11 protein-coding genes and 4 pseudogenes are annotated in these 12,707 nt (G+C 68.7%); 5 read left to right on the top strand and 10 right to left on the bottom strand.

The genetic code is table 11. From position 1 onward, the window contains the following. Together J7E86_RS27975 and J7E86_RS27970 are read left to right on the top strand one after the other, a co-directional pair. Positions 1–279 (top strand): annotated as a pseudogene (locus tag J7E86_RS27975) (hypothetical protein); the annotation flags it as partial. Further along, complete coding sequence (locus J7E86_RS27970; RefSeq protein ID WP_215085518.1) at positions 276–1,229, top strand: NAD(P)-dependent oxidoreductase; 954 nt, start codon at positions 276–278, stop codon at positions 1,227–1,229. The pseudogene J7E86_RS27975 and the gene J7E86_RS27970, both read left to right, overlap by 4 nt. 60 nt (positions 1,230–1,289) lie before the next feature. Here the strand turns inward: J7E86_RS27970 and J7E86_RS27965 are convergent, their stop codons facing one another. From J7E86_RS27965 to J7E86_RS27950, 4 genes are all read right to left on the bottom strand, one after another. Then, the gene (locus J7E86_RS27965; RefSeq protein ID WP_215085516.1) at positions 1,290–2,351 is read right to left on the bottom strand and encodes a ScbA/BarX family gamma-butyrolactone biosynthesis protein; all 1,062 of its coding nucleotides are present in this window, start codon (positions 2,349–2,351) and stop codon (positions 1,290–1,292) included. Between the two features lie 406 nt (positions 2,352–2,757). After that, a complete protein-coding gene (locus tag J7E86_RS27960) occupies positions 2,758–4,023 on the bottom strand; it encodes a sensor histidine kinase (protein WP_215085514.1) in 1,266 nt (421 codons plus the stop codon). 492 nt (positions 4,024–4,515) lie between these two features. After that, entirely contained in the window at positions 4,516–5,910 is a 1,395-nt protein-coding gene (locus J7E86_RS27955; protein WP_308312753.1) for a serine hydrolase domain-containing protein, read from the bottom strand. Positions 5,911–6,454: 544 nt separating this feature from the next. Further along, positions 6,455–7,165, bottom strand: a complete 711-nt coding sequence (locus tag J7E86_RS27950) for an endonuclease/exonuclease/phosphatase family protein (RefSeq protein WP_215085512.1) — start codon at positions 7,163–7,165, stop codon at positions 6,455–6,457. 481 nt (positions 7,166–7,646) lie between these two features. Between J7E86_RS27950 and J7E86_RS31445 the strand changes: the two genes are divergently transcribed. Beyond that, a complete protein-coding gene (locus J7E86_RS31445; protein WP_251019790.1) occupies positions 7,647–8,033 on the top strand; it encodes a hypothetical protein in 387 nt (128 codons plus the stop codon). Positions 8,034–8,120: 87 nt separating this feature from the next. After that, entirely contained in the window at positions 8,121–8,615 is a 495-nt protein-coding gene (locus J7E86_RS27940; protein ID WP_215085510.1) for a GNAT family N-acetyltransferase, read from the top strand. Here J7E86_RS27940 and J7E86_RS31440 read toward each other — a convergent pair. From J7E86_RS31440 to J7E86_RS27930, 4 genes and pseudogenes are all read right to left on the bottom strand, one after another. Further along, a pseudogene (locus J7E86_RS31440) lies at positions 8,587–8,895 on the bottom strand (hypothetical protein); the annotation flags it as partial. The gene J7E86_RS27940 and the pseudogene J7E86_RS31440 sit on opposite strands and share 29 nt — an antisense overlap. A 41-nt stretch (positions 8,896–8,936) precedes the next feature. Then, positions 8,937–9,049 (bottom strand): annotated as a pseudogene (locus tag J7E86_RS31435) (IS630 family transposase); the annotation flags it as partial. A gap of 101 nt (positions 9,050–9,150) precedes the next feature. Then, on the bottom strand, positions 9,151–9,672 hold the full coding sequence (locus J7E86_RS27935; protein ID WP_215085508.1) for an HAD domain-containing protein: 522 nt from the start codon (positions 9,670–9,672) through the stop codon (positions 9,151–9,153). 188 nt (positions 9,673–9,860) lie between these two features. Beyond that, complete coding sequence (locus J7E86_RS27930; protein WP_215085506.1) at positions 9,861–10,001, bottom strand: hypothetical protein; 141 nt, start codon at positions 9,999–10,001, stop codon at positions 9,861–9,863. A 586-nt stretch (positions 10,002–10,587) separates the two neighbouring features. Here J7E86_RS27930 and J7E86_RS27925 point away from each other — a divergent pair. After that, entirely contained in the window at positions 10,588–10,761 is a 174-nt protein-coding gene (locus J7E86_RS27925) for a hypothetical protein (protein WP_215085504.1), read from the top strand. Between the two features lie 159 nt (positions 10,762–10,920). Here the strand turns inward: J7E86_RS27925 and J7E86_RS27920 are convergent. Both J7E86_RS27920 and J7E86_RS27915 read right to left on the bottom strand, forming a co-directional pair. Continuing rightward, positions 10,921–11,289, bottom strand: a pseudogene (locus tag J7E86_RS27920) (transposase); the annotation flags it as partial. 184 nt (positions 11,290–11,473) lie between these two features. Next, the gene (locus J7E86_RS27915) at positions 11,474–12,067 is read right to left on the bottom strand and encodes a DUF6192 family protein (RefSeq protein WP_215085502.1); all 594 of its coding nucleotides are present in this window, start codon (positions 12,065–12,067) and stop codon (positions 11,474–11,476) included. Positions 12,068–12,707 lie beyond the last annotated feature (640 nt).

Here is a 12,707-nt window from a genome sequence, read left to right as displayed (position 1 = left end):
GCACCGGCGACCGGCTCGCGCTCGTCGCCCGCCACGCCGTCGGCGCGCACAGCGACGACCCCCGACTGCCGGCGCCCCGCCCCCGCGGCAGTGGCGCAGCTGGTGTTCGGAGCCGGCCCGCACGCCTGCCCCGGCGCCAGGCTGGCCCGCGCCCAGCTCGCCGACACCCTCGCCGCCCTGGCACCGCACCGGCCCGTCGTCGTACGGGCCCGGGCCGACCGCCGGGCAGCACTGCCGGGCTGGCGCACCCTCGTCATCCGCCCCCAGGAGAGTCCGTGAAGCCGTCGATACGGGTCGCGGTGACCGGCGCCGGTGGCTTCTGCGGCTCCCACATCGCCGCCTCGGCCGCCGCCGCCGGAATGGACGTCATCTGCGTGGGGCGCAGGCCGGGGCCGACGGGCCGGCACGTGCCATGGGACGCGGCACGGCACCTCCCCGACCTCGCGGGCGCGGACGTGGTGATCCACTGCGCGGCGGCTGTGGGCGACCCCGCACCGGGTTCCCGGGCCGAGGCCCGGATGCGGGCGGTCAACGTCGACGGCACCACCCGCCTCCTCGAAGCCGCCCGGGGCCGCCCGGTCGTCTGGGTGAGCAGCGCCAGCGTCTACGACCCCCACACGGACCGCGGCCGCATACGCGAGGACCATCCCGTCGCCCGGCAACTCAACGCCTACGGCCGCACCAAGGCCGCCGGCGAGCGGCTCGCACTGGCGGCGGGTGCGGTCGTCCTGCGGCCGCGCGCCGTCTACGGCCCCGGCGACCCCCACCTGCTGCCACGCCTCCGCGACCGGGTCCGCGCCGGGACGCTGCTGCTCCCCGGCCCGGACGTACGACTGAGCCTGACGGCCGTCGAGAACCTCACCGACGCCTGCCTCGCGGCCGGCGGCTGGACGCCGGGCGCGTACAACATCGCGGACGCCGTTCCGTACGGGCGCGACGACGCCGTCCGGCGCGTGCTGGGCGCCCACGGTGTCCGGGTGCGCGTCCGGCACCTGCCCCTCGGGCCGGCTACGGCGGCGGCAAGGGCCATGGAGACGCTGTCCCGCCTTCCCACGGCGCCCGAGCCCACCCTCACCCGGTACGCCCTCGACCAGCTCGCCCACCCCGTCGTACTGGACGTGACGAGGGCACGGGAACAGGGTTGGGAGCCGCGGCGCACACTGGACGACTATGTGAGGGCGGTGGCCTCGGGCCGCTCACCCGGACAACGCAACGCACTCCCTGCCTGACGGGGACTTCCCGCGGCTTCCGACCGTGACGCGGCATACCGGCTGTCCGTGAGGAGCGGCTCAGTATGTGCCGCTGTGATCGGCGGCGTCGGCGTTGGAGTCGGCGTACGTGGCCATGTCGAACTCGGCGAGAGCGCCAGGGTGCTGGGTGAGGTGCGTGGTGAACGCAAGGTGATCGTTCTGATGCCCGGTAACAGTAATGGTGGTGGCTTCAAGCGTTGAAGTGACGTAAGCAGCCAGCTGCGTGGGCTCGTTGATCTCGATGAAACGGTCGAAGGTGGTGCGCGTACCGGTGGGGCGGAAGGGGACCGCGGAGGGAGCGGCGAGGTGGGCTGCTTGATGGGCGGCGTCGAGGAGGGCCAGGCCGGGCACGTGATCGAGGGGGTGGTCGTAGTGGGTGGGATTGGCGATGTCGTTCCGCAGGAGATAGCGGTGGGGCTGTGAGGTGGGGGAGATGAGGACCTGGGCCCGGGAGGTGAGGCCGAGGCGGTGGGGCGGAACGGGTGCGGGGAGGGGTTGCTGCTGGGTGACCGGGGCGTAGTAGTCGCCGCGGAGGCGGCGGTAGACCATCGGGGGAACCCATTCGAAGGTGGTTTCGGCGGTGCCGATGGGCACGTCGTTCCGGGCGAGGGTCATACGGATGTGGAGAGCGGTGGTCTGGTTGCGTCGGGTCGCGGTGGGCGTAGCCGTGAGGTGAAGAGTGATGTCAGTGGCGTGGGTGACGGGGGGCGCGGGCTGGGTGGGATCAAGGGTGTAGTCGAACGTGTGAAGAAGCGTGGGGTGTTGCAGCGGGGCATCGAACTCGGCGTGAGCGATGAGCAGCGCGGCCTGACGTATGGTCCGGGCGGTGATCACGGGGTCGTGGTGGGTGCCGTGGCCCGGGACGTGCCTCGTGGCGCCGGGGGGCCAGTGGGCGGTCACGGTGTAGTGGTGGGCGTCGTGGCGCTGCCAACCGGTGCAGAGAACGGCGTCGTCGTGACGAAGATGGACGAGCTCTTTGGGGACCCGGGTGAGCTGCGGGGCGGCGGGGGCGTCTGTGACGAAGGCGCCGCTGATGCTGGTGTCGATGCCGGCGAGGCTGGGGCCGAGCTCGGCCGCGTGGTGAAGCAGAGTCTGGGTCATGACAGGTTTTTCCCTTGCTGGTCGGGCGAGCGTGCGCGGAGTCCTAGCGTGGGGGGTTTGCCGATAAGATACGTACTATCCGGTTTTGTTTTCAAGTGGTGGGGGATTCAAGGGTTGTTGGCGCCGGTGGCCGTGGGGGCGCCGAGTGCGGAGATGGGCCGGCGGCGACTGTGAAGGAAGGGCCCAAGGTGGCGACGTCGCTGCGGGGATCGCGGTGCGGAGGCATTGCGGCTTGAGTCAGGGCCCCTTGAGGCGGCGGCAGTGGCCGGCAGGCCGGCCGAGGATCCGCGCGACCAGCACGTGATGGAGCTTTGTGGCCTGTCCGCCTGACCTCGTGCGGCCCGCCTTGTGGCGAACCGTGTTGGGGTCTGGGGCGGCATGTGCACCGATCCGACCGCGCCGGGAATCAGGCAGCGGTGTGGAGGGTGAGAGGGATGTGAATGTCGGTGCGGGTTCCCTCAAGGGGCGCGGCATCGATGGTGAGGCGGCCGCCGATGTCCTGGATGCGCTCGGTGACGGCGCGCAGACCTTGATGGTGCGGAGCGAGGGGCGTCGTGGGGGTGAAGCCCTGGCCGTGGTCTTCGATGCGTGCGTGGGCCCAACGCCGAGTGGTGCGCGTAGTGATGGTGATGCGGTCGGTGCCGGCGTGCTCGAAGCAATTGTGGAGGGTTTCGCGAATGGCGAGGAAGAGCTCACGGCGCGCGGCGCCGGAGAGGAGCTGTTCGTTTCCCGTCGTGGCGATGGTGGTGGTGATGTGGGGAGGCGCGGTGTGGGTGACGAAGGCTCGGAGGGCTTCGGCGAGGGGCGGGAGAGTGGTGTGCTGGTTGAAATTGTGCGTGAGAGCCCGGCTGGCGTGGAGAGCCTCTTGGATGAGGTCTTGTGCGCGGCTCAGGCCGGTGGCCGCGGCCGTCCTCCCTTCCGCCTTTCCTTCCGTCTTCTCCTCTGTGTCCCCTTCTGTGTCCCCGACCCGGTTCGGGTCCTCATCGGGTGTGCCCGGCTCAAGGTGGCGTAGGGCTTGGGTGAGGGGCGCCGTGATCTGGTCGTGAAGTTCGCGGGCGAGGCGGCGCTGTTCGTACCAGAGCTCTTCGGCTTCGTGGCTGGGGTAGGGGAGTTGGTAGTTGGTAGGGGGCGGGGTGGTGAGGGTATGCGCGACACGCGCGGCGCGGCGAGCGGCGGTGGCGGGGTCGGGTGCGTTCTCCCAGGCTTCGGCGAGGGCGCATTCGAGGAGGAGGCGGCGGGCGGTGTCCCAGGCGTGGGTGTGCGCGGGGGTGGGCGGAGCGGGGTGGTGAAGAACGCCGGTCAGGGTGAGCCGGGCGCGGGTGAGGACGTAGGTGCGCAGTGACAGGTGAGGGGGTTCGGTGAGCGCCACGCTCCCGTCCGGGAGACTCGCCGCGCCGCCACTGCCTTCCGGGTTCCGCGTGGCATCGGCGCTCGGCGCGCTGTAGGGGCGCTGGGTGATGCGCCAGGCGGTGGCGAACCGGCGCAGTACGGCCTCCGTGTCGAGCGGTGGGGCGGGAGGAGGCCCGTCGACGGGCCGGCGCTGGGCGGGAATGCGGATGCCGGAGCCGGCACTGGCGGCGGCGTCAGAGGCGGTTGCTCCGGCTCGGGTGGTGGTCGTCGTACTGCCTGTCGCGGTGCCGGGCCTGGTGCGTGCCGCGGTGTCGCGGTCCACGCCGGTGGTGTGGGCATGTGTGTGCGGGTGCGTGCTTGGTGTGCGCCAAGCGGGCAAGGAGCGGTTGAGGCCGTCCCGCAAGGCCGCTGTGAAGCCTTCCCCTACGACGGCTTCGAGCGTTCCGGCTCCATGCCCGGACGCGGTGCGGATATAGGTGTCCACGATTCCCCCTCGTGTGTGTGCCCGGGCCGGCTCCTCGGTGGAAGAACCGGCCTTCGCTCGGCGCGAGCGCACGCCTGTCGGAGGCCCCGGTGACCAGCGGTGATGTGCTTGCCGTTGATGCCGCCTGACGTCTCGGACGGTAACAAACCGGCTAGCCTGTTTGTCAAGAGTGGGCGGAGCGCTCTGGCGCGAGGGAGTGTGTCGCTCAGCGGTGGAGTGTCCACGTTTGGGAGTAGAAAGAAACCGGAACGTCGGTTTTCCCGAGCTCGCGGGGTTGCCGTGACTGCCATGGCCGTGTTCCGGGCGGCTTCGAGGCTCTGGATTCAGCCATCACCGGCTCGTTCGGCGCCGGGGGCCTGTCTGCCCGATGGTCCGCGACCTGGGGGAAAGTCTTGGGTGTGGGGCCATGGGGGATCGAGGACCGGCGGATCGGCGTGGCTCCGTACGCGACCGTGAAGGCTGGAGCCGCTCGTACGCGGCGTCCCACCGACCCGTCAGCCGCTCGTGGGCACGGGCGGTTGGTGGCCGGGGGTACACGTGGTCGGGGGTCACGATGCGAGTGATCGCCTCGCCGAAGAGGGTGCTGGGCTCCTGGCCGTCGTGCAGGACATCGGTGTTGAGGATGACGACCATGGTCGCCTTCGCCTGCGGCAAGTAGACGCCCAGGCTCTCGTAGCCCGGGAGCGAGCCGTTGTGGCCGATCCAGCCCTGAACGTCGAAGATGCCCAGCCCGTAGCCGGCGCCGGGAACGCCGATCGAGGTGGTCTTCAGGCGCTCGGCCTGCGTCGCGGGCGTCAGCAGCGCGCCCGTGGCGAGGGTCCGTGCCCAGCTGCGCAGATCCTGAAGGTCGGAGATCATCGCTCCTGCGGCCCAGGCCCAGGACGGGTCCCAGTCGGTCGCGTCCACGATCTCGCCTGAGGCCGACTGGTCGGTGTACCCCTGCGCGTGCGGGGCGGGGAACTCCGCGCCGGTGGGGAAGAGCGTGTGGCGCAGACCGGCCGGCTTCAGGACGTCCCGTTCGACGACCTCGTGGAGCGGCCGGCCGGTGACCTTCTCCACCACCAGACCGAGCAGGATCAGGTTGGTGTTGGAGTACTCGAACTTCTCGCCCGGCGCGAACTGCACCGAGTGCTTGAAGGAGTAATCGAGCAACTCCTGCGGCTGGAAGGGGCGCTTGGGATCAGAGATGAGCGCCTTGTCGAAGTCCTCGTCCTCGCTGTAGTTGAAGAGCCCGCTGCGCATCCCGGCCAGCTCACGCAGGGTGATGCGGTCCCCGTTCGGAACGCCGGCGATGTACGTGCCTATGGCGTCGTCCAGGCCGACCTTGCCCTGGTCGACCAGTTGGAGGAGGGCGGTGACCGTGAACGTCTTGGTCTGGCTGCCGATGCGCGTGTTGAAGCCGGTCTCCATGGGCGCGCCGGTCGCCTTGTCCGCCACGCCGAAGGCCCTCACGTAGCTTCCCTTGCCGGGGGCCCACAGCCCCACGATCACGCCCGGCACCTGCGCCTCGCGCATGGTCTGGCGTACGGCTGTGTCCAGTTTCGCCGCGACGGCCGGAGTGAGCCGCGGGAAGTCCGTGTCGGTGTCCGGGGAGGGGTCTGCGGCGACGGACTGCGCCGGGGCAGTCGACCCGTACGCGGAGCCCGCGACGGCCGGGGCGATGAGCAACCCGGCGGCAGCAGCGGCCGCGCAGGCCCGGCGCAGACGAATGCGGGTCGGCTTCACGGCATGGCCTCCTGTCGTCCGAGGGCCAGGGCAATATCACCAGCCTAGGTCTGCGCCACCCGGGTCGCGAGCTGAGCCATCCGGCTGCATCGACCCGGCTCGGCGCAGGCCGGTAGGGCGGGTGATGATGCGCTGTTCCTGCTCCGTGGTGAGGTGCCGGCGGAGACTTGGATGTTCGCGAACGGCATGTTCGATGTTCGAGTTACAGCCGGATATGGCTACGGAGCGATCGTCGCCAGCGTTTCGCGATCGTCGGCCCGCTGTCGGCCTCCGCCCTGAGGAAGCCTGACCTCCGTCGGCGACGCCCCAATCCGACGGAGGTCAGGCATCCTCAGCCGGTCCGGGAGCCAGACATACGACAAGGCCGGCCGAACGAGCACGAACTGCCGTAAGAGACGACGTCGCAGGTCGAGGCGTCGCTGCTGAACGGCGGTACCTCCCACGCGCGCCGCGAACCACCTCAGCCTGAGGCGGGCTTGGATCCCGACTCGCCACGCTCCTGCGCGTATCGACAACGGCCGACGACCAGTGGCCACGGAGCCGCTCAGACCGTCACGTTCACACACAGGATGTTGTGGTCCGACAGGCCATAGGCGTCTTCGACCACCGCGCCGCTGGTCCCGCCGCCGCGCACGACCACGTGGTCGATGGTCTGGGACGGAATCCCCGGCCCGCCCGGCCGGGTTGGCAGAGCGCCCGGCGGGAGATCCACGACGGTGAACCCCGGGCCGAGGCCGGCAGCCACGGTGGCGCGGTCGGAATTGAAGTCACCGAGCAAAATCACCGGCTCTGTCGACGTGGCGGCCAGCTCTGCCAGGCGAGCCAGCTGACGCGGCTGCCGTTGACCAAAGCTCACGTGAGCATTGACCACGAGTGCCCCGTCGATCCGGACGGCGAGCAGCCCCTTGCCGGGATCATCGTCGAAGGCTTCAGCGGCCAGCTGCTGAGCCGGCCCGTTCACCAGGAGCGCGAGATACTCGCTCGGATCTTCGAGTGAGCACTTTCCGTGGCGTGGTCGCGGGACACGCGGATACCACAGAGCGTGGACCGAGCGGTCGGGTATGGCGCGACGCAAGCCGGCCAGTTGGTCACCGCTCACTTCCTGCAGGGCGACGACCTGTTCAGCGCGTCCCGCCAACCGGGCCGTGACCGCGGCGATCCGCTCCGATTCGTCCGGCCAGTTTCCTGTCGTGTCTTCACCCCAGTTTTCCGCGTGGGTGCGGTGCAGGACATTCCAGGTCGCCACGGTGATCATAAGTCGCCATGATATGGCCACACTTGTCTGGGTGGGCCGAGGCCGTTGAACCATCCCGGGACGTTTCTCGGCAATTCTGGTTCTGACTCAACAGCTGCGGGGTGACAACTCGGCGTCACGACAGGAGGGCGGAGTGAACGGCGGTGCGTGTGGCCCGGATGCGGGCGGCGAACCGGTGACCGTTTGGCCACTGCGAACCGGAAGCCTCCTTGGCCGGTGTGGGTTCGAGGACGGCCCGCCTCTGCACGGCTATTGTCGGCCGCCTCACTTTCAACGGAACCATCATCGGCTTGGCTGGTCCGCTGCCCCTTGGGCACCGGACCAGCATGGACGGTCCGTCATGAACGGCCATTCGCCGGGTTGAATACGCTGAGCCTCGCTGTGGTGGAAGAGGAGGACGGCATGACGCGGAGACCATCAATGGACGAGGCCGTGGCAGTGCTTGGGGGCGAACTGGCGTCCGGGCGGCGCGCTTGCCGATGTGGACACGGAAGAGGCCTGGTTTGCCTTCCTTCGTTTCGGCCGACGGCTGTTCGACGTCGCGGATGCCCCCGACGCTGACGGCCTTCTGTTCCAGTACGGGACCTACTCCTTCGACGGTCCTTCGACGTTCACGCTGGACCTCACCCGGCAGTTCGAGATCTCCGACAGCGACGGTGATCACGACCATTACATGCAGGTCCACTGCGAGCTTCGATACGGACTCGCACCTGCCCTGGAAGCCCTGGGAAGCTTCGACTCGTGGTTCTTCCACGGTGCCGGAGACGATCTCGAAGGTTGGGCCCAAGGGCTGACTGAGCGGGCAGCCTGGACAACGATCCGCACACTCAAGCCGGTCGAAATCAGGGTGTACCAGGGGCAGATGTAGTCGCTCAGCTTGTCTTTCAACCTTGGGCCCCGGTGCGCCGGTCGAATATGGGTTGCTGCTGGCCCCGTCCTGGGACAGCCTCCTTGCATGATCGAGTCGCAGGTACTGGCAGCGGATGACTGGCCCAGGTGGCGTGAGTTGAGGCTAGCCGCGCTTGCCCAGGCTCCGTATGCGTTCGGATCGAAGCTCGCCGACTGGCAGGGGGATGGTGACCGGGAGGAGCGATGGCGGGACCGGCTGAGCATCCCCGGCTCGTGCAATTTCCTCGCCGTACTCGATGGCAAGCCGGTCGGCATGGCCAGCGGCATCCCAGGGTCTCGTGAAGGCGTCGTCGAACTGATCTCCATGTGGGTCAGCCAGGAGGCACGTGGGGAAGGCGTGGGGAATCACCTGGTCCAGAGCGTTGTGCAGTGGGCCGTGGAAAGGCAGGCGGAGATCGTGCAGCTCGCAGTCACGCCCGGCAACGAGCACGCGCTCGCGCTGTACCGTCGGCACGGTTTCGAGGACACCGGACAACTCGGCGACGAGCTGCCTGATGGGCGGAGAGAACACGTCATGGCGAAGAGACTCTCCCCTGGCTGAACTGCATGGCTGCCGCCTGTCGACGTGGTGTGGTGCCCACCTTGTGGTGGGTGGGGCGGCTGTGGGCCTGGCCGGTGGCGAGGACTCGTCCCACGTCATGACGGGTGGCCGGGTGGCGGTTCTTCGATCCCGGCGGCCGACCGGGACCCGGGCGACTGGGTTTCGGTGCGGTCGCCAGCGGCTGGGCCAGTCTCAGCTGGGTGTGGGCGGCGATCACCAGCCAAGTCCAGCGGTCGGCCGCAGACGAGCTGCGAAGGCGCGGCTGCGTCCAACCGAGGGTCGCCGCTCTTTGATCGCATACTCGATGCGGGCGGTCGGGCGGTCGGGCTTGGCGTCGAAGTCCGGATCCGGAGACTCCTTCCAGGTCTGTGTGCGCTGGAAGGAGATCCGGCGGCTGGCGAGAAGCGCCGCAGGGCTTCACGGCTGATCCGGACCCCGCCACGGCCCGCCGCCTTTACGCAGGCGACGCGCCGCCCCCCACGTACCGTGGTTGGGCTGTTCTCGCGGCGCCGACATCTCTTTCTCCCGCCGAGAGTCAGAACGGCTGTCGCAGCCACAAGTCGAGAGCCGCATAGTCACCATCGGTGAGACCGAGGCGGGGATCGACGCGGTGGAGCAACGCGTGTCCCCGGTGGTGGGCCCCGACCCAGGCTCGATCAGCGTCGGTGACCTCGTCGTCCACCCAGACGAACGGGCGCCCCGCCGCCCATGCGACGAGTGCGCGGGTCTTCCAGTGCAGTCCCTCGCGTTCGTCCTGGTCATCGGTGTCGGACGGCTCTGGCCAGATCACCACGTTCAGCTGCGGCAGACCGATACGAGGAGATATGCACTCGTTCGCGTCAGTCATCCATGTCGTGGCCCAGACCACCTCGCACGGGAGCGCCGTCAGCCGGGGCCCGTGCTCGGGATTGATCCTGGTCAGGAGCGGATTGGCGCCGGCTTCAAGCGGCTCAAGACCTGTCGCAAAGGTCGGGTACTGCTGCGTCGCCGCACCGAATGGGATGAGTGGTCCGTCGACATCGAGAAACAGCAGCGGTCGCTGCGCAGAAACAATCACGACAGAACGATACCGACAGGGCGAACGGCTGCCGCAGTGGCTCGATGCCGCCCGGAAGGACAACCTGCCCAGCCTTCACACCCTCGCTGTTGGTATCGACCGCGACGCCGTCATCGCCGGCCTCGCCCTGCCCTGGAACTCGGGCGTCGTCGAAGAACACCTCAACCGCACAGATCGGCCCTGAACTCCTATCCCTGACCCAGGTGCAGAGTATTAGCCGTCATGCTGTCGCTGAGGTTGAGGGTCTTGTGTACGACGCCGGCTGAAACGCCGACTCCGGCGGCGTTTTCGCGGATCGACTGGCTTTCGGTGCGGCGGGCGAGGATCACGCGTCGTTTGTCGGCGTCCACGACGGGGCGCCGGCCGCCGACTCGGGGCGGGCGCGGGCGGAGTGCAGGCCGTCCTTCGTCCTGCGGACGATGTCGCGGCGTCGGTCCTCGGTGAGAGGTCGTTTTCATCTGGTTTACATCGCTTCGCACGCCTCAGAGCTGCACTTATGCCTCTCACGTTTCGGGTTCGTGCGCGACAGGGCGGGAGTATTCGCCGATAGGGGCACTCCTTGGAGTGAGACAGGCTTCCGGGGATGAGGCTGGCACTACGGGCTCCCGGCGAGTCTCACTAATCACGTTGGTGTGCCAGCACCCCAGAACTCGCCTCTGGGCACTGGGGTGAGTTGGGATCAAACGGATTTCATCGATGAAAACGACCTCTGAGTGCCTGTTTTCGAGGTCGGTGGCTTGCGGCGACGAGCTCGGGCGTACCTCACACGGGGGATACGGAGTATTGATGATCTGATTGGAGGGCAGCTTCCGATCGGCAAGCAGTGTTCGTCGGTGTTGTGCGGGCGTGCGCTGCCACACTCCTCGGGAGGACACCACTATGGCGCCGCTTCGCCGCATCACGACGGCAGCAGCAGTGAGCATCGCACTCGCTCTCGGGACGATCACCCTGGCCTCCCCCGCTCACGCGGCGGCGAGGGATGGCGCGTTCATCATCCTCGAAAATCCCATCCAGCTCCTCGACACCTTGGCTTCACAGGCCTTGACGAATGTGCCAATCCTGAGTTCCGGCGCTGTCGTGGTCGATTAGTAGACGTCGACGATGCTTGGCATTCACGGGCCAGAAACGGGCCTGGGACCCTGTAATGGTCAGAACACGGGGCTTTTTGCGCCGGCCGGGGTCCCGGCTCTGCGGAAGTGTCAGGGATCGTCGGCGGGACGACGACGAGGCTGATGTTGGTCAGGCCGTGGCCGGCATGACCACGGGGACGAGCGGCGCCGTCTTCCGGGCGGGTTTGCGGGTGAGGCGGCGGGTCATCAGCGTGATGGACGCCCAGGTGATGAGCGACTCGCTGACCTGCGGCAGCCGCTCGTGGTCCCGGCAGTGCCGACGGGCCCGCATGATCCACGACAGAGAACGTTCGACCACCCAGCGGCGGGGCAGGACCACGAAGCCGGCCGTGTTCGGCGGACGGCGGACGGTCTTGAGGGTGATGTCCATCCGTTCCTTGGCCCAGCCGACGAGCTTGCCCGCGTAGTTGGAGTCGGCCCAGACTGTCGCGATCTCCGGGTGCATCAGGTGCAGGCGGAAGAGGACTTCCTTCGCGGCGTCGCGGTCGGTGACGCCGCTCAGCCTTGTGGGACGCCCGGTAACCCACGGCGAACGTCACCGCTGAGACGACCAGCGCGGTGACAGACAGCACATTCGAGAGCATTCCTGTCCCCCCAACACCGCGCACCTGCGGCCTCGCGCCGTATTGTCTCGTACTGCTGGTTCAGATGGTTCAGAAATGGGCGCCCACTCATGCCGCCAGGTCGTAGTCCGGATAATCATCGGCCGCGACCCGCGCGGCGACCTCCGGCCGCCGCAGCACATCGCTCACAACCTTCGCCGCAGCGGTGTCATCGTGCACCAGGCGCTGAACCGCCTCGGCGCGGTGCTCGGGCTTCTGCGCGTCGGCGACCGCCTGGCGCACGGCCGTGTCGTCCATCAGGCGGGCCGCGATCGCCGGGCGCCGCAGCACATCCGCCGCCACCCGGACCGCGACGTCCTCGTCCACGGCCAGGTCGTGGACGCGGTCGACCTTCTCCTGGACCGTCCCCGGCCGGTCCGGCCGACGACCGACGCGCTTCTTGGCCAGGTTCGTCGTCCACCGCCGTGTCCCGGTCACGTCGTCGACCGGCGGGGCGCCGATCGCCTCGAACCGCTCGGTCTCGTCCTGGATCGACGCCAGGATCGTGTGAACTTTGTGGGAGACGCCTTCCCGGCGCCGGGCGGCGGGCCAGCGGTGGGAGGCGAACCGGTAGTTCAGCACCGTGCTCAGCGATAACCCGATGTCGTCGGCGTAGATCTGGAGCGACGCGCGGACGCCGAACAGCTCGTCCTCGTGCACCACCGAGCCGCCGTGCGGCGCATCGGCTCGATCTCCAGCGCGTGGTCGCCGATCATGAACATCGCCCGCCCCATCTGGGCGACGAGTCGGCGGTCAGCGGCGACGATCTCTTCGTAACGCTTCCGGGTGACCTGACCGATGTTTTCGGACAAGGTGATCACACCCCTCGCGGGGCCGGGCGCGGCACCAAGGGCCGCAAGGGAATCCGCGGCCCCTTGCTTCTTCCGGAGCGTCCACCTCCGCGAGGTCGTCAACAACCCTCGGTGTCAACTCGGTCAGAACCGGCGGGAACTCGCCAAAATGAGCGTTCGGATCGGCGTCACTGTGACGCTGTTCCGAACCCTTCCTGTCGCCGCCGCCAAGCCCTCGTGCGGCACTTGGCCGAGCAGTAGACCGTCCCGGCCGGATGCTCCACCCCCGGCGTCCACCGGGTCCCGCACGACGGACACTCCGCAGCGTCCCGAGCGTCTCGCAACGCGGCCACCCTCGCCCGTACCCGCCGGGCCTGATGCCACTGCCTGGAGCGACACACCGCCGAGCAGAACCGGTCCCGCGGGCCGGCACCCGTCCGAAGCCGTTCACCACAGGCCGTGCAGTACCGGGCAGGCACCCGCCCGTCACTCCCGCCACGCCGCCACCTCAC

Source organism: Streptomyces sp. ISL-11 (assembly GCF_018614525.1).
In the GTDB taxonomy this organism is placed as follows: domain Bacteria; phylum Actinomycetota; class Actinomycetes; order Streptomycetales; family Streptomycetaceae; genus Streptomyces.
Note: the sequence above shows the minus strand (reverse complement) of the source record. Positions and strands in the feature narration are given on the sequence as shown.